This window comes from Microbacterium sp. T32, assembly GCF_001619615.1.
GTDB lineage: Bacteria > Actinomycetota > Actinomycetes > Actinomycetales > Microbacteriaceae > Microbacterium.
The window spans coordinates 56612-82540 of sequence record NZ_LQQP01000011.1; the positions used below are offsets into that span (position 1 = coordinate 56612).

Here is a 25929-nt window from a genome sequence, read left to right on the forward strand (position 1 = left end):
GTCGCTCAGCCCTACTTCCACCACTGTTCCAATCCTTCGGTGACGCGCTCGACGTCTTCTGGTGTGCCGAATACTTCGATGCGATACAAGTGCGGCACGGAACACTTGCGGCTGATGACGTCTCCGGCGAGGCAGAACGCGTCGCCGAAATTGGTGTTGCCCGCGGAGATGACCCCGCGGATGTGACGTCGGTTGCGCTCCTCATTGAGGAAGCGGATGACTTGCTTGGGGACGGCGCCCTTCTCGACGCCGTGGCCGACACCTCCGCCGTAGGTGGGGGTGACCAGCACGTAGGGTTCGTCGACGTGGAGCGGCGGGTCGGTCGGTCGCAGGGGGATGCGGACGGCCCGCTTGCCGAGCTTCTCGATGAAACGTGCGGTGTTTCCCGACACGCTCGAGAAGTAGACGAGCAGCGGAGCCTCGGTCTCCGACAGGACAGCGCTCATGAGAACCCTCTGAGCCCGTCGGGGGTCAGGCGAGGCGCGAAGCCAGCTCGTCGATCTTGTCGGGACGGAAGCCCGACCAGTGGTCCTCGTCGGTGATGACGACGGGGGCCTGGAGGTACCCGAGCGACTTGACCTGCTCGAGCGCCGCGGGGTCCTCGGTGACGTCGAGCACGTTGTATTCGATGCCCTTCGAGTCGAGTGCGCGGTACGTCGCGTTGCACTGGACGCAGGACGGCTTGGTGTAGACCGTGATCGCCATTTCGTTCTCTCTCCCCTGGAAAATCGTCGTCCGACCGCTCGGAGCGGGCCGGGAGCTCAATACTACATATGGGGACGGACATCGGGGGGAACCACAAGGGGTAGTAGTTACACGGATGTGATTTTCCACCGCTCTCCCCATATACAACACAGGTTGTCCACGATTTCATCCACAGGCGGCGGCCCTGTTTCGACCTCGCCGAGGCCCGCCGTTCCGCGGATTTCTCGCCTCCTTCCGGCATCCGTCCACAGCTCGGACGTTAGACGGGGGTTCCGACATCGCACAGGGGGTGGATATCTCGCTTCGGCGTGTCGCGGCGTGTCGCTCCGACCTCCGCACCACCGACCGACCGCGATGTCGGGGGCACCGGGTAGCGTGGTGCGGTGGCCGGCTACCGCGTACTCCTCAGAACCCCCGGAGTGGGGCGCATCATCGCCGCGCAGCTGACGGCGCGGTTCCCCAACGGCATGATCAGCCTCGCCGTGCTCCTGCACATCGAGCACGTCACCGGTTCATATGGGGCCGCGGGACTCGTCCTCGCCGCCACGAGCGTCGGTCAGGCGATCGCCGGCCCCGTCACGAGCCGTTGGATGGGCCGCTGGGGCATGCGGCGCGTCCTCACCGTCACGCTCGTGCTGTGCGCGGCCGCCATCGCGGCGATCGCGCTGCTCGTCGTGCCGCTGCCGGTGTACATGGCCCTCGGCTTCGTCGGCGGTCTCGCCACTCCCCCGGTCCAGTCGGCCGTCCGCACCATCTATCCCAAGATGGTCAACTCGTCCCAACTGACGCCGCTCTACTCCCTGGATGCCTCGCTGCAGGAGATCATCTGGGTGCTCGCGCCCGTGCTCATCACGCTCGTGGGCACGCAGGCGGGCACGGTGCCCGCGCTCCTCCTCATCGTCGTGATCCTCCTCGGCGGCGGCGCGTGGTTCATCCTCAGCCCCGAGGTCGGTCGCGTGCGCATCCCGCGGAGCCGCCGCGCCCTCGGCAGCGTGCTGCGCAAGCCACCGGTGATCCTCGCCACCGCGACGGGCTTCCTCCTCATCGGCGCGTGCGCGGCCGTCGAGGCCGGCGTCGTCGCGACGTTCTCGCACGGCGGTCTCGAGGCGGGTCTCGTGCTCGCGGTCTTCGCGATCGGAAGCCTCAGCGGCGGCCTCGCGTTCGGGCACATCCCGATCGGCCGCTGGGCGATGGCGCGCCGCCTCGCGATCGTCACCGTGGGCCTCAGCCTCACGGTCGTGTCCCTCAACGCGTGGTGGCTCGGTGGGACCCTGCTCATCGCCGGCGCGGGCATCGCCCCCGCCCTCGCCGTGATGTTCGCGATGACCTCCGCGAGCGTCCGCTTCAGCGAGACCGCCGAGGCCTACGGCTGGATCGGGACCGGCCAACTCATCGGCGCCGCCGCGGGTTCCGCGGTGGCCGGCTTCCTGGTCGACGGCGTCGGTCCGCAGGGCGCGTACGTCGCCGCCGCGGGCTTCGCGGCGGCGGGGCTGATCGTCTCGGTGCTGTTCGTCCGCGGATTCCCCGACCTCCGCCACCGCGACGCGAGCCCCATCCCGGACACCGAGCCGGTGCACACCGTCACGTGAGACCCCGACGCACTCAGTGCGTGCGGCGCAGGAGCTCCAGCACCGCCAGCGCGTAGGCATCCGCGGGTTCGGGGTGGTCGAAGACGAGCGTCGTGCCCCCGATCGAGATCTCGACCTCGTGCGTGTCGGACAGCCTCCGCAACGACCGGAACGCCGAGCGCAGCATCTCGCGCAGCTGCGCCTCGGACGGCAGCCACAGCGCGTCCTCGGTCGCCACGGAGTCCAGCGCCCACTCGGTGGTGCCGTTGAACGCCAGGATGCGTCCGGTCGGGTAGTCGCGCGGTTCCACCGTCATCTCGCTCACGGTGAAGATGTCGGCGTCGAACTCCGGCTCGTCGAGTTGGAAGCGGTCGCCCGACCGCGGATGCCACACCAGACCGGCCTCGCGCAGCGCCAGGGCCATCTCGGTCGAGATCATGGCATCCATTCTGGGGGTGGACGAGGGAGTCGGGGCCGCACGAAGGGACGGGACAGAATGGATGCCATGCCTGCTCCCGTGACACTCCCCCGCCTGTCCTGGGGCGCCGTCGGCCGCCCGACCGTGCTCCTCGCGCACGGGCTCGGATCCGACGGCGCGCTGATGTGGCGTTTCGGCACCGCCCTCGCCGACGCGGGATGGCACGCGGTCGCGGTCGACCTGCGCGGCCACGGCGACGCGCCGCGCGCGCTCGACTACTCCCTCGCCGCGTACTCTGCGGATCTCGCCGCGACGCGTCCGGAGGCCGGAGGCTCGTGGGACGCCGTGATCGCCCATTCGCTGGGCGGTGCCGCGGCGACGCTCGCCGCGGCGGGCGACCCGACCTGGACGCGCCGCCTCGTCCTCATCGATCCCGCGATCCACCTCGCCGAGCGTGACCGCCAGACGGTGCGGGCCAGTCAGGAGCAGGCTTTCGCCGACCCGACGGTCGCCGCGGTGCGGGCCGAGCACCCGACGTGGCATCCGCTGGACGTCGAGCTGAAGGCGCGCGCGACGCAACGCGCCAGCCGCTGGGCCGTCGAGCAGACGAGCGAGCAGAACGCCACGTGGGACGTCCGGGCGGAGGCGGCGGCGTTGACCGTGCCGACGCACGTGATCGGCGCCGACCCGGCCGTCTTCTCGATCTTCACCGGCGCACTGGCGGAAGAGGTGCTGCGGAACCCGATCGTGACGATGTCCGTCGTCGAGGACGCCGGGCATTCGCCGCACCGCGACCGTCCTGACGAGACGGTGGCGCAGCTCCTCGCGGCGCTCGGCTGACACCCACGGCCGCGATGTCGGAGCGGAGGACCAGAATGGATGCCATGTCCTCCGCGTTCGATCCCGCTCGGTTCCTCCCCGACGACCTGCTCGCGCGGCTGCGCGAACGCGCGCCGGTGCACGACCGCGACAACACCTTCCCCGACGCCGACCTCGACGATCTGCGGGCCGCCGGGTACCTCGGCATCCTGTCGCCCGAAGACTTCGGCGGCGCGGGCCTCTCGCTCGCCGAGGCCGCGGTCCTGCAGCAGCGCCTCGCCGGCGCCGCTCCGGCCACGGCGCTCGCGGTGAACATGCACCTCGTGTGGACGGGCGTCGCCAAGGTGCTGCGCGACCGCGGGATCGACGACCTCGAGTTCGTGCTGCGCGGGGCCGCGGCGGGCGAGGTGTTCGCGTTCGGCATCAGCGAGGCCGGCAACGACCTCGTGCTGTTCGGCAGCGACACCGCCGCCGCACCCGACGGGGAGGGCGGCTACCGCTTCACCGGCACGAAGATCTTCACGTCCCTCTCCCCGGTCTGGGACCACCTGGGCGTGCACGGGCTCGACACCACGTCGCCCGACGCGCCGAAGATGGTGTTCGCGTTCCTCGAGCGCGACGAGAACGTCGTCTCGCGCGACGACTGGAACACCATGGGCATGCGGGGAACGCAGAGCCGAACCACCGAGCTCCACGGCGCCCACGCGCCGGCGAACCGCGTCGTGCGCCGACTCGACCCCGGCCCTCAGCCCGACCCGCTCGTGTTCGGGATCTTCGCGGTCTTCGAGATCCTGCTCGCCTCGGTGTACACCGGTATCGCCCGACGCGCGCTCGACCTGTCGGTCGACGCCGCGCGCGCCAGGCGGTCGAAGAAGACCGGTGCGAGCTACGCGGCCGACCCCGACATCCGCTGGCGCATCGCTGACATGGCGCTCGCCTACGACGCGTTGCCCCCGCAGATCGCCGCGCTCAGCGCCGACGTCGACGACCGCGTCGACCACGGCGCCCGCTGGTTCTCGCTCCTCGCGGGCGTGAAGCATCGCGCGGTGACCGCGGCGAAGACCGTGGTCGACGAAGCCATGCTCGTCAGCGGAGGGTCGTCCTACTTCGCCCACACCGAGCTCAGCCGCCTGTACCGCGACGTCCTGGCCGGGCAGTTCCACCCCTCCGACCCCGAGTCCGCGCACTCGGCACTCGCCACGGCCTGGCTCGGACCGGTCGACGCCTGATGGCGCGCACACCCGCGGCGCTCCTGAGCCCCGCCGACCAGGAGCGCCTCTGGGCGCTCCGGCGCATGAAGGCGGTCGCGCTCGGTGCCCTCGTCGGCATGGCCGTCATCTTCGCAATCGCCTTCGCGCTGCAGCGCGACATCGAGTGGCTGCAGTACGTCCGGGCCGCGGCGGAAGGCGGCATGGTCGGCGCGCTGGCCGACTGGTTCGCCGTCACGGCGCTCTTCCGGCGGCCGCTCGGCCTCCCGATCCCGCACACCGCGATCATCCCGCGCCGCAAGGACGAGATCGGCCAGCAGCTCGGGGAGTTCGTCGAAACGAACTTCCTCGAGGGCGACGTCGTCCGCACGAAGCTCGAGGCGACGCCCCTCGCGGCGCGCGCGGGCGCATGGCTCGCCGATCCGGCCCACGCCGAGCGGCTCGCCGCGGAAGGCGCGGCCCTCGCCTCCAGCGTCCTGCGTGCCCTGAGCGACGACGACGTGCAGGGCCTCATCGAAGACCTGGCGCGCGAGCACCTGCTCGAGCCCGACTGGGGTCCGTCGGTCGGCGGGTGGCTCGAGCGCGTCGTGGACGCCGACGCGCACCACGGCGCCGTCGACCTCGCGCTCGACAACATCGCGGTGTGGCTCGGCAACAACCGCGAGGTGTTCCAGGGCCTGGTCTCGCGCCGGCTCCCCTCGTGGGTGCCGAGTCTCGCGTCGCGTCTCGTCGACGACACCGTCTACCGCGAGGCCGTCGGGTTCGTCGACGCCATCCGCGCGGACCCCCACCACCAGGCCCGCATCGCGATCGACCAGTACCTCGCGCGCCTCGCCGACAACCTGCAGCACGACCCCGCCACCCGGATGCGCCTCGAGGAGGCCAAGGCATCCATCTTCGACAGCCCGCGCGTGCGCGGTCTCGCCGCCGACGCGTGGAACACCGCGAAGGCCGGGCTCCTCCGCTCCCTCGCCGATCCCGAGAGCGCGCTGCGCCGCCGCGCCGCCGCGGCCCTCGCCGACGTCGGTGTGCGGTTGCAGAGCGAGGAGTCGCTGCAGCGCCGCGTCGACGGCTGGGTGACCGACGCGGCCGTGTTCCTCGTCGAGCGCTACCGCCACGACATCGCGTCGATCATCACCGACACGGTGGAGCGGTGGGATGCCGCCGAGACGACCGAGAAGATCGAGCTCATGGTCGGGCGCGACCTGCAGTACATCCGACTCAACGGCACCGTCGTCGGTGCTCTCGCGGGACTCGCGATCTTCACCGTCGCGCACCTCGCGTGGGGGTCGTGACGTTCCGAAAAGGGACGAAACTCCTCGCTGGGTCACGGCCTCGCTGGGTACCCTGAGCGCGTGAACTCCGGTTCGGGGGCCGAGCTCCTCTTCACCTATGGAACCCTCCAGCTGCCTGAGGTGCAGCTGGACACCTTCGGGCGCCTGCTCGCCGGCGAGGACGACGTCCTCCACGGCTACCGGCTCGAGTGGACCGACATCGACGACGACCGCGTCGCGCAGTTGTCGGGGCTCGCGTCGCATCCGATCCTGCGGCGGACGGACGATACCCGGGACCGCGTCTTCGGGCGCGTGCTCGCGCTGACCCCGGAAGAGCTCGACGCCGCCGATGAGTACGAAGTGTCGCTGTACCGACGGGTCTCGGTGGTGCTGGCCAGCGGCATCCGCGCCTGGGTCTACGTCGGCCACTGAGGCTCCTCCTCGCACGGGACACGCCGAGCGCGCCATCCCCGGTTTGCGGCGGGTCGCCGTCGATATCCTCGTCTCGGATGCCGGTTCGACCCTCGCGCCCCGCGCGCTCCGCGTCCGACTCCTCACGGCAGCGAAGCGGAGAGACGATGATTCAACTGATCCTTGCCCGGCACGCCAAGTCGGACTGGGCGGACGAGGGCGTCGCCGACCACGACCGGCCGCTCAACGACCGCGGACGCCGCGACGCGCCGGCGATGGCGCGATCGGTCCTGCGCCGGGGCGTGCGCCCCGAGGTCCTGCTCTCCAGCACCGCGGTGCGGGCCTCGAGCACGGCCGCCGCCTTCGCGGAGGAGTTCGAGGTCGACGTCACCGAGCAGTCCGAGCTGTACCTCGCCGACGCCGACACGCTGCTCGAAGCGGCGCGCGCCACCGGTGCGCGCGAAGTCATGGTCGTCGCACACGACCCGGGAATGAGCGAACTCGTCTCGCGCCTCGCGGAGCGCGACGTACGGATGGTCACGTCCGCGGTGGCGGTCTTCACGTGGCACGAGGGCGACTGGGACGACGTCGGCACGACCTCCCCGGACGAGTTCGAGCTCCTCACGCCCTGACGTCCGCCGGACTCCTCACACGGTCCCGCCGACGGCGAACGCCCGCGCGAGCACGTCCTCGGGCCGCCCGTCGTCGTGCTCGGCCCACCAGGTGAGCGCGGAACTGGCGACGGCGGCGAGGGCGTGCGCCCGAACGACGGCGGCGAGTTCGCCACCCTCCGGGTCCTGGCTGGCGAGGAATCGGTGGATCTCGTCGGTGAGCGCCGTCAGACGGGGGTCGGCGCGAAGGTCGAGCGCCGGGGTGGCATGGATGACACGAAGCCTCCGGCGCGTCACCTCGATCTGGTCGTCGGGGAAGACCGACGCCGTCACGTAGGCCGATCGGAGCGCCGTGAGCGCATCCGCACCGTCTACGCGCAGGGCGGCGCGGAAGCGTGCGACGAACTCGTCGAGCCCACCCCAGACCAACGATTGCTTGCTCGGGAACAACCGGAACAGCGAGCGCCGGCTGACGTCGGCTTCGCGCGCGATGTCGTCCATCGAGACCGCGTCGAACCCTCTCTCGTCGAAGAGGCGGAGGGCGACGAGCGAGACGGCACCCGGGGAGATCGTGCGCGGACGACCGGGGGAACGGGTCATGGCATCCTTTCGGCACTCAGTGCTATAACGGTGCTGACGCGCCTCGCGCCACCCGATCTCGAGGAGGAGTTCTCATGTCACCGTCAACCGCCGGACGTTTCGCCGACAAGACCATCATCGTCACCGGAGCCGGATCGGGCATCGGACGCGCCACGGCCCACCGGATCGCGCAGGAGGGCGGCCACGTCGTCGCCACCGACGTGATCGCGGAGCGCCTCGAGGCCCTCGCCGCCGAGCTCGCCGGTCTCGACGTCGCCACCGTCGTCGGCGATGTCTCGTCCGCCGACACCATCGCCGCCCTCCTGGATGCCGCGGGCGACCGCATCGACGGCCTCGCGAACATCGCCGGGATCATGGACGGCTTCCTGCCTCCGAGCGAGGTGGACGACGCGACGTGGGAGCGCGTGTTCGCCGTCAACCTCACCGCGCCGATGCGCCTCACCCGCGCCGTGCTGCCGCGCATGATCGAGGCCGGCGCCGGATCGATCGTCACCGTCTCGTCGGAGGCGGGCCTCCGCGGCTCGGCGGCCGGCGTCGCCTACACCTCGTCGAAGCACGCCGTGGTCGGGTTCACGAAGAGCGTGGCGTTCTTCCACGGCCCGCAGGGCATCCGCGCGAACGCGGTGGCTCCCGGCGCCGTCGCGACCAACATCGAGGCGCCGATGCGCAGCGAATATGCCGGATCGCGGATCGGCCCGCTCATGCAGGTCGTGATTCCGCCCGTGGCACAGGCCGAACAGCTCGCGGCGGCGATCACGTGGCTGCTCAGCGACGACTCCGCCAACGTCAACGGCGCGATCCTCCCGAGCGACGGCGGCTGGTCCGCGATCTGACGCGCACCGACGGCGGTGCCCCGAGGCGCCGCCGCCCCGCCCGTCGAGTGTCCAAGACACGCCGTTCGCACCCACACGCACGCGGCGTGTCGTGGACACTCGATCTCGGCACACGGGCACCGAGCGCGCGCGGCCGCGACCCGCGCGTCAGCGCACCACGAGCCGCGGCACCACCAGGCGATGGGCCGCACCCGCCGTCGCGGGGCGCGGGGCGACGACCGTGCCCTCCTCCCCCATCAACAGGTCGAGGGCTCCGGATGCCACGCGCTCGGGCAGCTGCTCGACGCTGGAGAGTCCGAGCGCCTCGGCGGCAGGGGTGTTGTCGAAGCCGACGACGGGGATGTCCGCGCGCCCGGCGACCGTGCTAGCCAGGTGCGCGCCGATGGCGAGCGAGTCGCTCGCGCAGACGATCCCGTCCACATCGGGGTCCCGGGCGAGGCCCTCGGCGATCACGTCGCGGGCGAGCGCGACGCTGTCCTCGACGACCCAACGCGGACCCGCGGCCGCGCCGACGCTCTCGCGCCAGCCGCGCTCGCGTTCATCGCCCGTGCCGGATCCGGTCGGCCATCCCAGGAACGCCACGCGCCCGCGACCGCCGGAGAGCAGATGCTCGGTGGCCGCGCGCGTCCCGGCCGCGCCGTCGACATCCACCCACAGGTGCGCGGGGGCGGCGACGTCGTCCTCGCCCCACGGACGCCCGAACGACACGAACGGCAGCCCGCGCTCGTTCAGCCACCCCGTGCGCGGGTCGCCGTGGAAGGTGCCGGTGACGACGACGGCATCCACTTCTCCCCCCTCGAGCAGATCGCCGAGGCGCTCGATCTCCTCCTCCGCGGTGCGCGCGGCGTAGAGGAGCACCCGCATGTCGCGCGCGCTCGCGCGCTCGGTGAGGGCGTGGACGAACCGGTCGAGCACGACGCCGGCGATGCCGCCCGCGTACGGATCGAGATGGATGCCGATGGTCGAGCTCCGGCGCGTCCGTAGTCGCCGCGCCGCCGCGTGCGGGCGGTACCCCAGCTCGGCGATCGCCGCCTCGACCCGGATCCGCGTCGCCTCGCGCACGATGCCGGGGGTGTTCACGACGTTCGACACCGTCTGCCGCGAGACCCCCGCGATGCGCGCGACGTCCTCGACGGTGGGGGCTTTCGTCATCCCGTCCTCCCGGTGTCTCGACGGTCATCGTAGGTCTGGCGCGACGGCTTGACAGCGCGGCCCGCCGCTCCGTACTTTAGTCGGACCAGAGTTTGAACGTTCAAACTCTCGGCCCTCCGGGCACCGCGGAGGGGTCGCATGCCTCATCGAAGGAGAGAGACACATGACACGGCACATCGCCCGCACCTGGCTCGGAGCCGGAGCGCTCCTGGCCACCGGGGCCCTGACCCTCACCGCCTGCGGTTCGGGCTTCAACGATTCCGGCAGCGCCGAACAGTCCTCCGGCGGCTCGCTGTCGATCCTCATCGGCTCGTCGGGCGACGCCGAGACCCAGGCCGTCGAGGACGCCGTCGCGGCGTGGTCGAAGGAGTCCGGTGTCGACGCGAAGGTGCAGGTCGCGAACGACCTCCCCCAGCAGCTGTCCCAGGGTTTCGCGGCAGGGTCGCCGCCGGACCTCTTCTACCTCGCGCCCGACGCTCTCGCCGGCTACGCCGCGAACGGGTCGATCGCCGCGTACGGCGACGACCTCGCGAACAAGGACGACTTCTACCCCTCGCTCGTCGACAACTTCACGGTCGACGGCAAGTTCTACTGCGCACCCAAGGACTTCTCGACCCTGGCCCTCGTCATCAACACCGACCTGTGGTCGGCGGCGGGACTCACGGATGCCGACATCCCGAAGACGTGGGACCAACTGGCATCCGTCGCCCAGAAGCTCACCGCGGACGGCCGCGTCGGCCTCGCGTTCGGCGCCGAATACCAGCGCGTGGGCGCGTTCATGGCGCAGGCGGGCGGCGGGATGCTCAGCGACGGCAGGGCCACCGCCGACAGCTCGGCCAACGTCGAGGCCCTGCAGTACGTCAAGACGCACCTCAACGACGGCACCTTCGCGTTCGCCTCCGACGTGGGCGCCGGGTGGGGTGGCGAGGCCTTCGGCACGCAGAAGGCCGCGATGACCATCGAGGGCAACTGGATCACCGGCGCTCTCACCGCCGACTACCCCGACGTGAAGTACACCGTGGCCGAGCTGCCGGCCGGCCCCGGCGGCAAGGGGACCCTGCAGTTCACCAACTGCTGGGGTATGGCCGCCGACAGCACCAACCAGGACAACGCCCGCGCCCTCGCCGAGTACCTCACCGGCACCGACCAGCAGCTCGCGTTCTCGAAGGCGTTCGGCCCGATGCCGTCCATCCAGTCCGCCGCCGACGCATGGTCGAGCGCGAACCCGAACCTGACGGCGTTCCTCGCCGGAGCCGAGTATGCCCAGTTCCCGCCGAACATCGCGGGCGCGGCCGACGTCATCACCGACTTCAACGCCCAGCTGGAGTCGCTGAAGACCGGGGACCCGCAGGCGATCCTCACCACGGTGCAGGGCAACCTCGAGGCGATCGCCAAGTAGGCGCGACCGTCCATGACCGCTCTCACCACCGCGCCGCGCCGCGCCGGGTCCTCCTCCTCGGGGATCCGGCGCGGCGAGGCCGCCGCCGGCTGGCTCTTCACCGCCCCGGTGCTGATCATCCTCGGCGTGTTCCTCCTCGTCCCGGTGCTCATGGCGCTGTGGGTGAGCTTCTCCGACTGGACCGGCCGGGGCAGCCCCTTCTCCTCGAACGTGAACTTCGTCGGTCTCGACAACTACGCCGCCGTGACCACCGGCGGAGGCCTTGCCGAACGCGACTTCGGCACGGCCCTGCGCAACAACGCCTGGTACGTGCTCCTCGTCGTTCCGCTGCAGACCGCCCTCTCGCTCTTCCTCGCCGTCCTCGTCAACCGCGCAGTGCTGCGCGGTCGCGGGTTCTTCCGCACGGCGTTCTACTTCCCCTCCGTCACCAGCTCCGTCGCGATCACCGTGCTGTGGCTGTTCCTCTTCTCCACGTCGGGCGCGATCAACGAGGTGCTGTCGTGGCTGGGCATCAACGGCCCCAACTGGTTCAGCGACCCCTCCGGCATCGTGCACAACGCCCTCGCGGCGATCGGCGTCGCGAACGGCCCCGCCGCCCTCACCGGGAACACGTTCCTCGGCGTCTCGTGGTGGGACTGGCTCGGCGGACCGTCGGTCGCGATGTCGGCCTTCATCCTCATGGCGGTCTTCACGACCTCGGGGACCTTCATGCTTCTGTTCATCGCGGGCCTGCAGAACATCGGCGGCGACGTGCAGGAGGCCGCGATGATGGACGGTGCGAACGGGTGCCAGCGCTTCTGGCGCGTCACGCTCCCCCAGCTGCGGCCCGTCCTGTTCACGGTGCTGACCTTGGGACTCATCGGCACGTGGCAGGTGTTCGACCAGATCTACACCGGCACGCAGGGCGGACCGGGCAAGACGACCCTGACCCCCGCCTACCTCAGTTACTCGTCGGCCTTCCTGTCGCAGCAGTGGGGTCAGGGTGCGGCGATCGCGTTCGTGCTGTTCGTGATCATCGTCGTCCTGACGATCCTGCAGCGCTGGGTTCTGCGTGAACGTCCCGTCTCGCGTCGTCGCGCGCGGCAGTACGAAGTGCGCACCCCGAAGGGAGGCACGCGATGACCGCCACGGCATCCCGCGAGGTCACCGTCGCCGCGGAGCAGGTCGTCGGCAGCCCGCGCCGCAAGCCCGCAAAGCACCGCATGTCGGGCAAGGCGCTGCGCTGGCAGATCGCCCTCTACGCGCTGCTGTGCGTGCTGGCGCTGATCTACATCTACCCGTTCCTCGTGCAGGTGGCGACGTCGTTCAAGCCGGATGCCGTCGCCGCGGCCGATCCGATCTCGCTCGTGCCCCAGCCCTTCACGTGGGCCGCGTACGAGAGGCTCTTCCTCCGCTCCGACTTCCCCGTCTGGTTCGCCAACTCCGCGGTCGTCACCGTGTTCGTGACTCTCGGTCGCGTGTTCTTCAACTCCCTCGCCGGGTACGCCCTCGCGCGCTTGCAGTTCCGGGGGCGCGGGATCGTCTTCGCGGCCCTGGTCGCGGTCATGGCGGTCCCGGCGGTGGTGCTGCTGATCCCGAAGTTCCTCGTGATCAATCAGCTCGGCATCTACGACTCGTACGCGGGCATGATCCTCCCCTTGTTGGTGGATGCCGCCGGTGTCTTCATCATGAAGAACTTCTTCGAATCGATCCCGCCGTCCGTCGAGGAGCAGGCGCGCATCGACGGGGCGAGCACGTTCCGCATCTTCTGGTCGGTCGTGCTGCCCATGGCGCGACCGGCGCTGATCACGATCGTGATCCTGTCCTTCCAGGGATCGTGGAACGAGCTGAGCCACTTCGTCATCTCGACCCAGTCGCCCGAGCTCACCACCCTGACCAAGGGCGTCGCGTCCCTCGCGAGCGGACAGCTCAGCCAGGGCAGCCAGTTCCCCCTCAAACTCGCGGCCGCGGCCATCATGACGATTCCGGTCGCCGTGGTGTTCTTCGTGTTCCAGCGCCGCATCATGAACGCCAGTGAAGGAGCCGTCAAAGAATGACCACCGCCCCCGCCGCCTCGACGGACGCACCGACCGCCCCCGCCCCCGCCGATCCCGCGCCGCTGCAGCCCCTGCTCAGCGACGCCGTGATCGTGCTGCGGGCTCCGACGCAGGTGTGGTCCGACCGCGACGGAGCCATGGGCACGGCCGCCGTGCACGGGATCTACCACGGGGACGTCCGGCACGTCCGGGCGCTCACCGCGTCCTGCGACGACTCGCCCATCGAGTGGATCTCGACAGCGCCCGACGGTCCCTCGCGGATCGTGTTCGGCGGCGTCCTGCGCGGGATCGACGACACGACCCCCGATCCGAAGGTGCGGCTGCTCCGCGAGCGCACGGTGGCCGACGGCCGCGTCGCCGAGACCTGGACGCTCCGCTCCCGTGTGGACACCGTCATCCGCACGACGCTGCGGTTGCGCTTCCACCCCGAGTTCGCGCTGCTCCACGAGGTGAAGTCCGGCCACGCCCGGCCGCAGCGGACCGAGGTCGCGATCGAGGCGGGATGGGCGCGCGTGTCCGCCGGACCTCAGGCGCTCGAGCTCACCGCGGCCGGGGCCGAGGTGGCATCCGGTTCCGAGTTCGTCGAGGCGGCCTGGGAGGTCGAGGTCCCCGCCTTCGGCGAGGCCGCCGTGACGTGGGAGCTCGCCCTGCGCGACGACACGCTCGTCGTCGGCGGAGCTGCGGCTCCGGCGCGCTGGGATGCCGCGTCCGTTGCCGCCCAGGCCCGCGACCCCCGGCTCGCGCGCTGGCTGATGACAGCGCTCGGCGACCTCGACGCCCTCCGCCTCGTGCTCCCCGACGACCCCGCGGACGAGTTCTTCGCGGCCGGCGCCCCGTGGTTCTTCACGCTTTTCGGCCGCGACTCGCTCTGGGCCGCGCGCCTCGCCCTCCCGCTGGACCGCGACATCGCGGCATCCACTCTCCGCGTGCTCGCGCGCCTGCAGGGCGAGGTCGACGACCCGCAGACCGCTCAGGAGCCGGGCAAGATCCTGCACGAGCTGCGCTCGTCGTCGCTCGAGATTCCGAGCGAGGGCATCTCCCTGCCGCCCCGGTACTACGGCAGCGTCGACTCCACCCCCCTGTGGATCTGCCTGCTCGCCGACGCGTGGCGCGCCGGCCTTCCCGACGACGAGGTCCGCGCGCTGCTCCCCGCGCTGCGCGGCGCTCTCGGCTGGATCCGCGACAGCGGTGACAGCGACGGCGACGGCTTCCTCGACTACATCGACCGTCTCGGAACCGGGCTCGCGAACCAGGGGTGGAAGGACTCCGGCGACTCGATCCAGTGGCGCGACGGCTCGCTCGCCGACGGTCCGATCGCCCTGTGCGAGGTGCAGGGATACGCGTACGAGGCCGCTCTCGCCGGCGCCGCGCTGCTCGCCGAGTTCGGCGACGAACAGGATGCCGCTGACATCGCCTTCTGGCGCGAATGGGCCGCCGACCTGAAGACGCGCTTCGCCGAGGCCTATTGGATCGAGACCCCCGAGGGCCGGTACCCCGCCGTCGCCCTGGATCGCGAGAAGCGGCCGGTCGACACCCTCACGAGCAACATCGGTCACCTGATCGGCACGGGAATCCTGGATGCCGACGACGAGGCGCACATCGCTCGGTTGCTGCGTCACGAGTCGATGTCGAGCGGCTATGGCATCCGGACCATGTCGACCGGAGCCGCCGGGTACTGGCCGCTGTCGTACCACGGCGGCAGCGTGTGGGTGCACGACACCGCGATCGCCGTCCATGGCATGCAAAGGGCGGGGCTGCTCGCCCCGGCGCGCGCCGTCGTCGAGGAACTGCTGGATGCCGCGGAGGGGTTCGCGTACCGCGTCCCTGAGCTGCACTCCGGCGATCCGCGCTCCGAGACCTCCGTCCCGACGCCGTATCCCGCCGCGTGCCGCCCGCAGGCCTGGTCGGCGGCGGCCGCGGTGGTGTGCCTCGAGGTGCTCGAGTCGCGCGACTGACCCCTCCGGTGTCCAGGACACGCGGATGCCGCCGCGGCGCGTCCGCGTGTCTTGGACACTGAACCTCGGCGCTGCGCCGCACAGCGCGCGGCGTCAGGCGACGGGCGCGACCGTTCCGCCGGTGAGACGCACCAGGTCGTCGAAGGTCAGCGGGAACACGGTGTGCGGCGTGCCGCCGGCGGCCCAGATCTGCGGGAACGCCGCGAGATCCTCGTCCACGATCGTCGTGAGCGGCGCCGGATGACCGGTGGGTGCGACGCCGCCGATGGGCTGACCCGTCGCGGCGAGCACCTGGTCCGGTGTCGCCCGACGGATGCCGCCGCGCCCGAGTCTCGCGGCGAGAGCCGCCGTGTCGACCCGGTGCGCGCCACTGGTCATGACGAGCAACGGTTCGTCGTCGCTCCAGAACACGAGGCTGTTGGCGATCGCGCCCACCGGAATCCCCAGTGCTTCTGCGGCCAAGACGGCCGTGTGCGCGGCGTCGGGAAGGACGACGATCTCCCCGGCGATCCCCGCGCGCTCCAGCGCGGCGGCGACAAGACGGCTACGGGTGGGGAGGGACTCGCTCATCGCGCCAGCATATTGCTCGGTCACGTCCGGTCGTCGGCCACAATGTCGGACACAATGGAGAGGGATGCCGCAACGCCGCGGCATCCATGAGAGAGCCGCCCACAAGGCGACCGACCGAAGGATCGCGATGACCACCGCCCTGCCCCTGCCCGATTTCGCCCACGAGCGCGTGGAGGTGAGCACGGGGCGCCGCAGCGGCCTGTTCATCGCCGTCGCGCTGCACTCCTCCGTGCTCGGCTCCGCTCTCGGCGGCGCCCGACTGTGGACCTACCCGCACTGGAGCGACGCGCTCGGTGACGCCCTCCGCCTTTCGGCCGCGATGACGTTGAAGAACGCCGCGGCGGGACTGGATGCCGGCGGCGGCAAGTCGGTCATCGGGCTGCCCGAGGGGACCGTGCTCGACGCCGACCGTCGCCGCGCCGCGTTCCTCGACCTCGGCGACGCCGTCGAGAGCATGGGCGGCCTGTACCGGACCGCGGAGGACGTCGGATCCACGACCGAGGACATGCTCGTCGTGAGCGAGCGGACAGCGCACGTCGTGGGACTCCCCGACGCGGTCGGCGGATCGGGCGAGCCGGCCGGACCCACCAGCCTCGGCGTGTACGCGTCGCTCGCGGCCACCCTCGAGCGCGTGGTCGGGTCGGACGACGTGCGGGGACGCCGGATCACGATCGCCGGTCTCGGACAGGTCGGCGGCCGCTTGGCCGAACGTCTCGCCGCCGAGGGCGCCGTCCTCACGGTCACGGACGTGAACCCCGACAAGCGCGCGCTGGCCGCGCAGCTCGGCGCGGCGTGGGTGGAGCCGGGCGACGCGCACTTCGTGCCGGCCGACGTCTTCGTCCCCGCGGGCATCGGCGGCGTGCTCACCGACGACGTGATCGATGCGCTCGACGCGCGCGCGGTGTGCGGTCCCGCGAACAACCCGTTGGCCGACCGGTCCGGCGCCGACCGCCTCGCCGCACGCGGAGTGCTCTACGCCCCCGATTTCGTCGTCAACGGAGGTGGCGTGATCTACCTCGACCTCACGGCCAAGCAGCTCGGCTCGCGGGAGTCGATCATGGCCCGCGTCGCGGGGATCGGCGACACTCTCCGCCGCGTCTTCGACGAAGCGGACAGCCGCGGCGTGACGCCTCTCGCCGCAGCGGAGGGTCTCGCGGCAGAGCGACTGCGGACGGGCGCCGGCGCGTTGGTCTGACACAAAAGAATGAACCCCGGATGCCGAGGCATCCGGGGCTCATTCTTTGGGGGTCAGTGGGCGGCGTCGTATGCCTCGAGCACTGCCGCCGAGATACGCCCGCGGGAATTGATCGAGTAACCATTCGACTCGGCCCACGCGCGGACGTCGCCCAGGTCGCGGGCGGATGCGGAACGCGCCTTCGTCGTACGACGCGCGGGGGCAGGCGCAGAACCGAGCGTGCGACCGGCGGCCACGAACGGCTCGAACGCCGCGCGGAGCTTCGACGCATTGTCTTCGGAGAGGTCGATCTCGTACGCGCGACCCTCGAGCGAGAAATGAATCGTGGTGCCGTCGTCGATGACGGTCCCGTCGAGATCGTCGATGAGCTGCGTGATCTGCTTTTTTGCCATGCCGCGATTGTAGATCCGGCGGATGGGTGAATTCCGTGAGACGACGGCGAGTTCACCCGTCGAATAACCCCATCGGTCCCGGTTCAATCATTCCCGGAAGAACGCCGCGCCCCACCCTCGATTGCGGTGATGCGGTGGTCCTCACCGTGGGTCAGTTCGGTCGTCAGGAAATCCTCGTCGCCAGGCAGGCGGAGGGAGAACTCCGAGAATGCCGAAATGCGAAGCGCGACCTCGTCTGTCGCCGCATCGAGCACGTGACCGCCCACCCGACGATCATCGCTGAGGTAGTGCAGATGCAGCCCGGCCACCGTGATTCCCTGGTATATGCGCGGCATCCAGAATCCGATCATGACACCCGACTGGTCGGCGCTCTCGGTTTCGATCTGCTCGGCCGCGACCTCGCCGAGCGGACGAGGCTCCTGCTGCCGCCGGGTGACCCGCGTTCGGACACGGGAGAAGACACCCTCGATCCGCACGGCGTGGAACAGGTTCCGACTGAGCAGCCGCTCCTCCACCGCCGCCGTCATGCCGGCGAGCTCCAGACGGCCGAGCGTCACGGCCGCGACGTCGCCGAAAAAGCAGACATCGACGAACGGCACGGCTTCGTCGTCGCTCATCCGCCGGGGTACCGCATCCACGGTGCATTCGAAGGCCTCGCCATCGAGGAGGATCACCTCGCCGCCGAGACCCTCGCAGCACCCGACGCCCGTGTCACCCCACTGGCGGACTTCCGAGATCGGAACGCCCGAAGAGTACACACCCTCCATGAGCGCGTCGAGCACCGCGAACTGCGTCACGGCACCCACGCTCATCGGGAGCGATCCCCGCCGAGCAAGGAATTGCCTCTCTCAGGAATTCGCCGCGCGGTAAGCCTCGAGGATCGGGGCAGGGACGCGACCGCGGTCGCTCACCGTGTGACCGTTCGCGCGCGCCCATTCCCGCACCGCTGCGAGATCGACGTCGCTGGAGCGGCGCGAAGAACGCCCACGACGCGGGGCCGAGGCCGACCGACCGACCGCACGGGCAGCGTCGACGAACGGCGCGACGGCCGCATAGAACTTGTCCGCATTGCGGTCGGAGAGATCGATTTCGTAGGAACGACCCTCGATCGAGAAAGTGATCTGCTTTCCGCCGCCTTCTTCGAGGACGGTTCCGTCGAGATCGTCGACAAGATGCGTGATGTGCTTAATCGCCATGATGCGAAAATGCTACACCTTTGACGCTATGAATCCCGTGGACCTGTGGATGTGATATCGCAGTCTCGTCGAGATCGCCAGCGTTAGCGACTCAGGGACGAAGGTACTAACGTCCTCGGGTGGCGTTCGGTCCGGAGCGCCAGGACGGAGGAAGTGACGAGTGAGCGTTTTTCGCACCAAGTCCATCGAGCAATCCATTGCCGATACCGATGAGCCGGAGTTCCGGCTGAAGAAGTCGCTGAGCGCCCTCGACCTCACGGTGTTCGGGGTGGGCGTCGTCATCGGCGCCGGTATCTTCACCCTGACCGGACGCGCGGCCCACGACGTCGCGGGACCGGCGATCGTGATCAGCTTCGTGGTCGCCGCCATCGCGTGCGGTCTCGCGGCGATGTGCTACGCCGAATTCGCGTCCACGGTTCCCGTGTCGGGCTCGGCCTACACCTTCTCCTACGCCTCCCTGGGCGAGCTGTTCGCGTGGATCATCGGATGGGACCTGATCCTCGAGATGTTCCTCGGAGCCAGCGTCGTCGCCCAGGGATGGAGTGCGTACCTGAGCGCATTCCTCGAACAGCTCGGGATCGTGCTTCCGGCCGCCGTGTCGTACGGGGGCGTGGTCGATCTGCCGGCGGTACTGCTGGTCCTCGTGCTGGGCGGACTCATGACGGTGGGCATCAAGGAGTCGCTGCGGGTCAACCTCGTCCTCGTCGCCGTGAAACTCTTCATCGTCCTGTTCGTGATCGTCGCAGGTCTGATGTTCGTCAACCCCGCCAACTATCAGCCGTTCGTCCCCGACAGCGTCCCGACGGAATCCACCTCCGGCCTGACGCAGCCGCTGCTGCAGTTCCTCTCCGGCCTCGAACCCGCGACGTTCGGCGTCGGAGGCATCCTCGCCGGCGCGGCGCTGGTGTTCTTCGCTTACATCGGCTTCGACGTCGTGGCCACGACCGCGGAGGAGACCAAGAAGCCGCAGCGCGACATGCCGATCGGCATCATCGCCTCGCTCATCATCTGCACGATCCTCTACTGCGCCGTGGCGCTCGTGGTCACCGGCATGGTGTCGTACCGCGACCTGGACCCCGCGGCCGCGCTCGCCAACGCCTTCGCGTTCCACGGACAGGGGTGGATGGCCACGGTCATCTCCGCCGGAGCCGTCGCGGGCCTGACCACGGTGGTGCTCACGCTCCTCATCGGTGCGACGCGCATCATCTTCGCGATGTCGCGCGACGCGCTGCTCCCCCAGCGGCTGGCAAAGGTGCACCCGCGCTTCCGCACCCCGTGGGTGATCTCCCTGATCGTCACCGTCATCGTCGCGGTCGTGGCCGGGGTCACCCCGGTCGGGGTGCTCGAGGAGATGGTCAACATCGGCACGCTGTCGGCGTTCGTCCTCGTCTCCGTCGGCGTGATCGTGCTGCGGCGCACGCGCCCCGACCTGAAGCGCGGTTTCCGCGTGCCGTGGAGTCCCGTGCTTCCGATGCTGTCGGCGCTGATCTGCACGTACCTCATGCTCAACCTCTCGGTCGAGACCTGGCTGCGGTTCCTCATCTGGCTCGCGATCGGCTTCGCGATCTACTTCGCCTACTCGCGGCGCCATGCGCGCGTGGGGACCGGCGAGTTCCTGGATCCCGCGAAGCCCGGCGTGGTGGGTCCGCCGAAGGACTGACCTGTCCCATCGGATGCCACGACTCGACGCCGGGTCGTGGCATCCGATGTTCTCAGCCCGCGGTGAACCGCTGCAGGCCCAGGACGCCGAGGAGACGGATCTTCTCCTCTGCCTCGCTGCGCGGCTCCGGCGTCAGGACGAGGAGCGCCTGGCCGCGGTCCTCGGTGAAGAGGACCTGGCAGTCGACCTCGATGTCGCCGACTTCAGGGTGCACGAGGACCTTGTGGTCGGCGAACCGCTGGGCGACCTCCTGCCGCTCCCAGAGGCGACGGAACTCCTCGCTCCGCGGGAGGATCTCGGCCACGAGCTCCCCCGCGACGGACGTCGGGCCGAGGATCCCGTACGCCGAGCGGAGCCCCGCCACGATGGCGCGGCTCTGGCGCTCGCGGTCACTCTCCGGATAGATTTCGCGATCGGTGTGCGGGGGCACGAACCACCGCCACGCCTCGAACCGCGCCCATCCCCGCGCGCCGACGTGGTCCCCGAGCAGGGCCGCGGCGAGCGCGTTCTGCGCCAGGGTTTCGCCCGCGTGCGAGATCACCAGCGCGGGCGTATCCGAGAGCCGCGCGAAGACGCGCTGCAGAGCGGGCGAGACATGATCGGCGCGTCCGAGCCGGTCGGGCACGGCGTGCCCCGCGAGGCGGAAGAGGTAGTCGCGTTCGTCGCGCGTCATCCGGAGAGCCCGGGCCAGCGCGGCGAGCACCGCGGTGCTCGGCTGCGGCCCGCGCTGCTGCTCGAGGCGCGTGTAGTAGTCGACCGACATCGCAGCCGCCGCGGCGACCTCCTCGCGGCGGAGTCCGGCCGTGCGCCGGCGCGGACCCTGCGTGAGGCCGACGTCCTCGGGGCGCAGCGCTTCGCGACGCGCACGTAGGAACTCCGCCATGCCGATCCGATCCATTCCTCCATCCTGCTGCGCCGGGGGAACGGCATCCAGGGATCCCGGGTCCCCCGATCGGGCGGACCTGGATGCCGCCCGCCCGGCGACGAAGACTGGCGGCATGAACATCACCGGAAACACCGTCTTCATTCCCGGCGCGACGAGCGGGATCGGCCTCGCCCTCGCCGAGCGCCTCCACACCGCCGGCAACACCGTCATCGTGGGTGGGCGCCGTCAGCAGCTGCTCGACGAGATCGCGGCGACGCACCCCGGAATCGACACGGTTCGCATCGACACCGCCGACGCCGCCTCGATCACGCGGGCGACGCAGGACGTCCTCGCGCGTCACCCTCGGCTGAACGTGCTCGTCACGATGGCGGGCATCATGCGCGTGGAGGACTGGGCGAACGACACGGACGTGCTCGCGTCCGCCGAGGAGACCATCACGACCAACGTCCTCGGCCCGCTGCGCCTGATCTCCGCTCTTCTCCCCCACCTCCGGCAGCAGCCGGATGCCACCGTGATCACCGTCTCGTCCGGACTCGCGTTCGTGCCGCTACGCGCGACGCCGACCTACAACGCGACGAAAGCGGCGATCCACATGTTCACCGAGACGCTGCGGCTGCAGCTCGAGGGCACGACGGTGTCGGTGCGCGAGCTGGTGCCGCCGTCGGTCGCGACCGACCTCCTGCCCGGCCAGCGCGACAGCGCGTTCGCGATGCCGCTGGACGCCTTCGCCGATGAGGTGATGGCGATCCTGCGCGACCGCCCGGATGCCCCCGAGATCCTGGTGGAGCGCGTCGGCTTCCTCCGTCACGCCGAGGCACGCGGGGAGTACGCCGAGACGATCCGCGCGCTGAACGCCGCCGACCCGCACGGACGCTGACGACGACACCCGGAAAACGCAGCGTCGGACGCATCCCCTAGGGTGAGGGAAACGACCACCACTGCTCTGGGGGGCTTCATGGGGATCGCACGCACGTGGGTCTTTCCGATTCTTCGCATTCTGCTGGTGGCGGTCATCGCCGCCGCCCTGATCAAGCTGGCGTTCTTCCCCGACGGTCCGGCCGAGGCCGACCCGGCGCAGCCGACCGGGACGATCACCGAGCCGCATGTCACGGTGACATCCGGAACCATCACGAACGACGTCGTCATCAAGGCGACCGTCTCGGCCGACCCGGCGGTGCCGCTGAAGTCGACGGCGGCCGGAACCGTGAACAAGATCTTCGTGAGCCAGGGCGCCTCCGTCGCGCAGGGTGACGTGGTCTTCAACGTGAAGGTCCCGATCGAGCGCGACCCCGCCGACAGCGTGGATGCCGAGGGCAAGCCGAAGCCGGCGATCTTCCGGTACGAGGACGTCGAGGCCCCCATCGCCGGGACGCTGAGCTCCCTCTCGGTCATCGAGGGCCAGGAGTTGACGGTGGGGGCGGCGACGGGCAACGTCGCTCCCCCGACCTTCTCGGTCTCCGGCAGCCTCGAGCCCGCTCAGCAGTACCGCCTGCTCAACCGTCCGGGCGACGCGAGCGTCACGATCACGGGCGGCCCCGCGGCCTTCACGTGCACCAACCTGCGCATCACGACGCCGCTGGCGGGCAGCAGCTCGGGCGACGCGTCCGGCGCGTCGGCGGGGAGCGCACCCGGCGGTTCCGGGGGCGCATCGGGCTCCGGAACGACGGCGACGTGCGCGGTGCCGGGCGACGTCACGGTGTTCGCCGGCCTCGCGGCCGAGATGACGATCGCCGGCGGCACGGCCGAGAACGTTCTCGTGGTGCCGACCACCGCGGTCCGCGGCGCGGCGCAGAGCGGCACGGTGTGGGTCACGACCCCGGACGGCGCGGCGACGGAGCGCCCGGTGGCTCTGGGCCTCACCGACGGCACCCAGGTCCAGATCACCGACGGCCTCACCGAGGGCGAGGAGATCCTCGAGTTCGCACCGGGGGCCATGGCCGCTTCCCCCGACGGGTGCACCCCGTATCCCGACGGCTCGGTCGTCTGCACCGGCCCGGCGCCACTGCCGTGAGTCTGCTCGAACTCCGCGAGGTCACTCGCACCGTGATCCCCCCGGACCAGCCGGCGCTCACGATCCTCTCCGGCGTCGACATCACGATCGAGCCCCGCGACCACGTCTCGATCGTGGGACGCTCGGGTTCGGGCAAGTCCACGCTGCTGAACCTGCTCGGCCTGCTCGACCTGCCCACGAGCGGCGAGATCACCTTCGACGGCGATTCCGTCCGTCGACTGTCGGTCGCACGGCGTGATCGACTGCGAGGTGCGGCGATCGGGTTCGTCTTCCAGCAGTTCAATCTGCTCCAGGGCCGCACCGCCCTCGAGAACGTCACGATGCCCTTGCTCTACTCGACGGGCCGCACGTTCTGGCGGCGCACGAGGATCGCCGCCGAGATGCTCGATCTCGTCGGACTCGGGCACCGCCTGCAGAGCATGCCCGACCGCCTGTCCGGCGGCGAGCAGCAGCGCGTGGCCATCGCCCGCTCGCTCGTGCGCGGGCCGCGCCTGATCCTCGCCGACGAGCCGACCGGCGCCCTCGACCTCGACACGGGGCAGAGCGTCATGGAGCTCATCGACCAGGTCGCCGAGCAGACCGGGGCCGCGCAGGTCATCATCACGCACGACCCGATGATCGCGCGGCGCGCACGACGGCATTTCCGCCTCGATCGCGGCATCCTGACCCCCGTCGACGACCCGGCCTTCGAGCCTCGGACGCGACGCGAGGTGCGGGAGATGGCGCCCGACACGGCCGAGCCCGAGTCCGACCTCGTGACCGGGGAGCAGAGCTGATGCGGGCCGTGTCGAGTTTCGTCGGCTCGCTGCTCGAGGCGTGGCAGGAGGTCCGGGTCCACCGCACGCGGGTTCTGCTGTCGCTCATCGGTGTCGCGGTGGCGGTTTGCTCGCTGACGACGGTGGTGGCGCTCGGGGCGATCGTCCAGCAGGCGAATCAAGAGATGAGCGAGCGCCAGACGGGACGGCCGGCCAGTCTGAGCATCTCGGCGTTCACCTCCACCGGTCAGATCGACCCCGCTCGTATGGATGCCGCCTGGAACGACGTGGTAGAGCGATACGACATCGCGTACGCCTCCCGCGCGCAGCAGAGCACGCAGATGGTGCCGTTCGTCAGCGGTGTCGAGCAGGTGCCCACGCAGGCGGTGGACCAGCCGTACGGCGAGATGCACCGGGTGCGGATGCTCGCGGGCGCATGGTTCACGACCGCTGACACCGAGCAGCTCGCGCCGCGACTCATCGTGAACGAGGTGTTCTGGGACCGCATGGGGCGCCCCGACCTCGCCACTCACCCTGTCGTCGCTCTCGGCGGTCAGGCGGTTCCCGGCGGGACCTCCGGCATCGCACCGGGTGGGACCATCGCGGTCGTCATCGGGGTCACACCCTCGCCGCAATGGGACACCTTTCCGTCGATGATCATGCTCGCGGACCAGATGCAGGCGGTGCAGGATGCCGCGATCGGCCGCAACGGCGCTGACGCCGCGGCCGGGGATCCGTACGGCGGCTCGCCGCCATCGCAGTACGAGATGTGGGTACCGCCCGAACTAGCCGAGCAGCTGACGACGATCATCACGCGCGATCTCACCGCCGCGCTGGGTGATGGCGCGCAGGTCAGTGTCAACCGGCAGGACTGGGCCGCTTACGGCGACGACCCGTTCCTCGTCACCAAGATCGTCGTCATCGGCATCGCGGTCCTCGTGCTGCTCCTCGGCGCCCTCGGGCTGGTCAACATCGCGCTCGTGACGGTCAAGCAACGCGTGCGCGAGATCGGCATCCGGCGCAGTTTCGGAGCGACCGCGGGCCGCGTGTTCTTCGCCGTCATGATGGAGAGCGTGGTGGCGACGGTGGTCGCGGGAGCCGTCGGGGTGATGGCATCCATTCTCATCGTGCAGTCGCCGTGGCTCCGCGACGTCGTCGGACAGGGCATGGTCAGCGACTTCCCGCCGTTCCCGGTCGGCGCCGCCGTGACCGGTCTCGCTGCCGCCACTGCCGTCGGCGCGCTCGCCGGGCTGCTCCCGGCCCTGGTCGCCGTCCGGGTGAAGGTGATCGACGCGATCCGGTACTGAACGACGGCGACGGAGCCGCTCGTTGTACCTGGGCGACCCCCAAAATCATTCGCCCAGGTACAACGGCCTGAAAGAGAACGTAGCGGGTTGCGAGTCAGATGTCCACCTTTGGAATGCCAAGTTCCAAGTATCGAGATTGTGATGTTGAATAGCGGAATGAGTTCTCCAGGATGGGGCGCGTCCGGGCGCGCCAACAGACAGCCGGCCGACGAGACGCGGCAGGCGGCTCTCACCACGGCGCTGTCCATGCTGGCGGAGTCCGGGCTCACCGTCAGCCTGGAGCACTTGAGCATCGAGGATCTGATCCGGACAGCAGGTCTTCCCCGCAGCACCTTCTACCGCCTCTGGCCCGCCAAGGAGCGCTTCTTCGCCGACCTCCTCGTGGAGCTGGCGACGTCGTCGGACTCGCACGATGCCATGTTCTATCCCGAGACCCAGGTGGCCGCCAACGCCGTCATCATGGACAACCAGCACCTCCTCGTCTCGCATGAAGGTCGCGTGGCGGTCCTCCGCGAGGCGGTGCGCGTCGCCGGGCGCATGAACTTCGAGCACTTCAGCGAGTCGGTGGGGTGGCGGACGCACGTGACGCTCGTCGCGTCAGCGAGCAGTCTCGCCGATGAGGACACCCGTTCGCGTCTCGTCGAGGCTCTGCAAGAGACCGAGAACATGTTCATCGCGCGCACCGCCGAGTTCTACGGCAGCGCCCTGAGCGGACTCGGATTCTCGTTCCTCCCCGGCGCCTCAGCGGAACTGCTCGCCGGCCTCGGCGCGGCGGTCGTGGAGGGCCTCGCGCAGCGGCGTCTGGTGAACCCGGATCTTGCCGACACCATCATCAGAAAGCCCGGGCTCAACGGGGAGCCCGTCGAATGGCATCCCGCCGCCCTGGGTTTCTGGGGCATCCTCGAAGCCCTCGTCGACCTCGAGCCCCACGACGCGTGAGGCCGCTCGCGCACACGGGATGTGCGCGG

28 protein-coding genes are annotated in these 25929 nt (G+C 70.2%); 18 read left to right on the forward strand and 10 right to left on the reverse strand.

Annotation, left to right across the window (positions count from 1 at the left end; translation table 11 throughout):
* Positions 1–11 precede the first annotated feature (11 nt).
* Positions 12–446 (reverse strand): class Ib ribonucleoside-diphosphate reductase assembly flavoprotein NrdI, encoded by a 435-nt coding sequence (gene nrdI, locus AVW09_RS05750; protein WP_022878811.1) that lies wholly within the window; start codon positions 444–446, stop codon positions 12–14.
* Between the two features lie 25 nt (positions 447–471).
* Entirely contained in the window at positions 472–705 is a 234-nt protein-coding gene (gene nrdH, locus AVW09_RS05755; protein ID WP_022878810.1) for a glutaredoxin-like protein NrdH, read from the reverse strand.
* Between the two features lie 383 nt (positions 706–1088).
* Between nrdH and AVW09_RS05760 the strand changes: the two genes are divergently transcribed.
* The gene (locus AVW09_RS05760) at positions 1089–2294 is read left to right on the forward strand and encodes an MFS transporter (RefSeq protein ID WP_063257109.1); all 1206 of its coding nucleotides are present in this window, start codon (positions 1089–1091) and stop codon (positions 2292–2294) included.
* Positions 2295–2307: 13 nt separating this feature from the next.
* Here the strand turns inward: AVW09_RS05760 and AVW09_RS05765 are convergent, their stop codons facing one another.
* Positions 2308–2712, reverse strand: coding sequence for a hypothetical protein (locus AVW09_RS05765; RefSeq protein WP_063257110.1), 405 nt, complete (start codon positions 2710–2712; stop codon positions 2308–2310).
* 66 nt (positions 2713–2778) lie between these two features.
* Here AVW09_RS05765 and AVW09_RS05770 point away from each other — a divergent pair, with 66 nt between their 5' ends.
* The 5 genes from AVW09_RS05770 to AVW09_RS05790 all read left to right on the forward strand — a co-directional run bounded on the left by AVW09_RS05770 (position 2779) and on the right by AVW09_RS05790 (position 7035).
* Positions 2779–3531 carry an alpha/beta fold hydrolase gene (locus tag AVW09_RS05770; protein WP_063257158.1) on the forward strand — a complete coding sequence of 251 codons (753 nt, stop codon included), beginning with the start codon at positions 2779–2781 and terminating at the stop codon, positions 3529–3531.
* Positions 3532–3575: 44 nt separating this feature from the next.
* Complete coding sequence (locus tag AVW09_RS05775) at positions 3576–4739, forward strand: acyl-CoA dehydrogenase family protein (protein WP_156495980.1); 1164 nt, start codon at positions 3576–3578, stop codon at positions 4737–4739.
* Positions 4739–6013: a DUF445 domain-containing protein gene (locus AVW09_RS05780; RefSeq protein ID WP_063257112.1), complete on the forward strand. Its 1275-nt coding sequence runs from the start codon at positions 4739–4741 to the stop codon at positions 6011–6013. The genes AVW09_RS05775 and AVW09_RS05780 overlap by 1 nt, the downstream gene beginning before the upstream one ends.
* 60 nt (positions 6014–6073) lie before the next feature.
* Positions 6074–6424, forward strand: coding sequence for a gamma-glutamylcyclotransferase family protein (locus AVW09_RS05785; protein ID WP_063257113.1), 351 nt, complete (start codon positions 6074–6076; stop codon positions 6422–6424).
* 146 nt (positions 6425–6570) lie between these two features.
* Positions 6571–7035, forward strand: coding sequence for a SixA phosphatase family protein (locus AVW09_RS05790; RefSeq protein ID WP_022879656.1), 465 nt, complete (start codon positions 6571–6573; stop codon positions 7033–7035).
* Positions 7036–7050: 15 nt separating this feature from the next.
* Here AVW09_RS05790 and AVW09_RS05795 read toward each other — a convergent pair whose 3' ends face one another.
* Entirely contained in the window at positions 7051–7614 is a 564-nt protein-coding gene (locus AVW09_RS05795; protein ID WP_063257114.1) for a TetR family transcriptional regulator, read from the reverse strand.
* Between the two features lie 74 nt (positions 7615–7688).
* Between AVW09_RS05795 and AVW09_RS05800 the strand changes: the two genes are divergently transcribed.
* Entirely contained in the window at positions 7689–8447 is a 759-nt protein-coding gene (locus AVW09_RS05800) for an SDR family NAD(P)-dependent oxidoreductase (RefSeq protein WP_063257115.1), read from the forward strand.
* 147 nt (positions 8448–8594) lie between these two features.
* Here AVW09_RS05800 and AVW09_RS05805 read toward each other — a convergent pair whose 3' ends face one another.
* A complete protein-coding gene (locus AVW09_RS05805) occupies positions 8595–9599 on the reverse strand; it encodes a LacI family DNA-binding transcriptional regulator (RefSeq protein WP_063257116.1) in 1005 nt (334 codons plus the stop codon).
* Positions 9600–9762: 163 nt separating this feature from the next.
* Here AVW09_RS05805 and AVW09_RS05810 point away from each other — a divergent pair, with 163 nt between their 5' ends.
* The 4 genes from AVW09_RS05810 to AVW09_RS05825 all read left to right on the forward strand — a co-directional run bounded on the left by AVW09_RS05810 (position 9763) and on the right by AVW09_RS05825 (position 14989).
* The gene (locus tag AVW09_RS05810; protein ID WP_063257117.1) at positions 9763–10998 is read left to right on the forward strand and encodes a sugar ABC transporter substrate-binding protein; all 1236 of its coding nucleotides are present in this window, start codon (positions 9763–9765) and stop codon (positions 10996–10998) included.
* Positions 10999–11010: 12 nt separating this feature from the next.
* Positions 11011–12120, forward strand: a complete 1110-nt coding sequence (locus AVW09_RS05815; protein WP_063257118.1) for a carbohydrate ABC transporter permease — start codon at positions 11011–11013, stop codon at positions 12118–12120.
* An 80-nt stretch (positions 12121–12200) separates the two neighbouring features.
* Positions 12201–13034 carry a carbohydrate ABC transporter permease gene (locus AVW09_RS05820; RefSeq protein ID WP_442922737.1) on the forward strand — a complete coding sequence of 278 codons (834 nt, stop codon included), beginning with the start codon at positions 12201–12203 and terminating at the stop codon, positions 13032–13034.
* A complete protein-coding gene (locus AVW09_RS05825; RefSeq protein ID WP_063257120.1) occupies positions 13031–14989 on the forward strand; it encodes a glycogen debranching N-terminal domain-containing protein in 1959 nt (652 codons plus the stop codon). The genes AVW09_RS05820 and AVW09_RS05825 overlap by 4 nt, the downstream gene beginning before the upstream one ends.
* A gap of 93 nt (positions 14990–15082) precedes the next feature.
* Here AVW09_RS05825 and AVW09_RS05830 read toward each other — a convergent pair whose 3' ends face one another.
* Complete coding sequence (locus AVW09_RS05830) at positions 15083–15559, reverse strand: YbaK/EbsC family protein (protein ID WP_063257121.1); 477 nt, start codon at positions 15557–15559, stop codon at positions 15083–15085.
* A gap of 127 nt (positions 15560–15686) precedes the next feature.
* On the opposite strand from AVW09_RS05830, the gene AVW09_RS05835 reads away from it, so the two are divergent.
* Positions 15687–16754 (forward strand): Glu/Leu/Phe/Val dehydrogenase family protein, encoded by a 1068-nt coding sequence (locus tag AVW09_RS05835; RefSeq protein WP_063257122.1) that lies wholly within the window; start codon positions 15687–15689, stop codon positions 16752–16754.
* A 53-nt stretch (positions 16755–16807) separates the two neighbouring features.
* Here AVW09_RS05835 and AVW09_RS05840 read toward each other — a convergent pair whose 3' ends face one another.
* The 3 genes from AVW09_RS05840 to AVW09_RS05850 all read right to left on the reverse strand — a co-directional run bounded on the left by AVW09_RS05840 (position 16808) and on the right by AVW09_RS05850 (position 18342).
* Positions 16808–17146, reverse strand: a complete 339-nt coding sequence (locus tag AVW09_RS05840) for a histone-like nucleoid-structuring protein Lsr2 (protein WP_063257123.1) — start codon at positions 17144–17146, stop codon at positions 16808–16810.
* Between the two features lie 83 nt (positions 17147–17229).
* On the reverse strand, positions 17230–17928 hold the full coding sequence (gene budA, locus AVW09_RS05845; RefSeq protein ID WP_231901780.1) for an acetolactate decarboxylase: 699 nt from the start codon (positions 17926–17928) through the stop codon (positions 17230–17232).
* 66 nt (positions 17929–17994) lie between these two features.
* Positions 17995–18342 (reverse strand): histone-like nucleoid-structuring protein Lsr2, encoded by a 348-nt coding sequence (locus AVW09_RS05850; protein WP_063257125.1) that lies wholly within the window; start codon positions 18340–18342, stop codon positions 17995–17997.
* Positions 18343–18502: 160 nt separating this feature from the next.
* Between AVW09_RS05850 and AVW09_RS05855 the strand changes: the two genes are divergently transcribed.
* Positions 18503–20002, forward strand: a complete 1500-nt coding sequence (locus tag AVW09_RS05855) for an amino acid permease (protein ID WP_063257126.1) — start codon at positions 18503–18505, stop codon at positions 20000–20002.
* 52 nt (positions 20003–20054) lie between these two features.
* Here the strand turns inward: AVW09_RS05855 and AVW09_RS05860 are convergent, their stop codons facing one another.
* On the reverse strand, positions 20055–20900 hold the full coding sequence (locus AVW09_RS05860; RefSeq protein ID WP_063257127.1) for an MmyB family transcriptional regulator: 846 nt from the start codon (positions 20898–20900) through the stop codon (positions 20055–20057).
* Positions 20901–21000: 100 nt separating this feature from the next.
* Between AVW09_RS05860 and AVW09_RS05865 the strand changes: the two genes are divergently transcribed.
* The 5 genes from AVW09_RS05865 (at position 21001) to AVW09_RS05885 (ending at position 25900) form a co-directional block, all read left to right on the forward strand.
* Complete coding sequence (locus tag AVW09_RS05865; protein WP_063257128.1) at positions 21001–21765, forward strand: SDR family oxidoreductase; 765 nt, start codon at positions 21001–21003, stop codon at positions 21763–21765.
* A gap of 78 nt (positions 21766–21843) precedes the next feature.
* On the forward strand, positions 21844–22899 hold the full coding sequence (locus AVW09_RS05870) for an efflux RND transporter periplasmic adaptor subunit (RefSeq protein ID WP_063257129.1): 1056 nt from the start codon (positions 21844–21846) through the stop codon (positions 22897–22899).
* On the forward strand, positions 22896–23675 hold the full coding sequence (locus AVW09_RS05875; RefSeq protein WP_063257130.1) for an ABC transporter ATP-binding protein: 780 nt from the start codon (positions 22896–22898) through the stop codon (positions 23673–23675). The genes AVW09_RS05870 and AVW09_RS05875 overlap by 4 nt, the downstream gene beginning before the upstream one ends.
* On the forward strand, positions 23675–24961 hold the full coding sequence (locus tag AVW09_RS05880) for an ABC transporter permease (protein ID WP_063257131.1): 1287 nt from the start codon (positions 23675–23677) through the stop codon (positions 24959–24961). The genes AVW09_RS05875 and AVW09_RS05880 overlap by 1 nt, the downstream gene beginning before the upstream one ends.
* Before the next feature lie 156 nt (positions 24962–25117).
* Entirely contained in the window at positions 25118–25900 is a 783-nt protein-coding gene (locus AVW09_RS05885) for a TetR/AcrR family transcriptional regulator (protein ID WP_156495981.1), read from the forward strand.
* Positions 25901–25929: the final 29 nt, after the last annotated feature.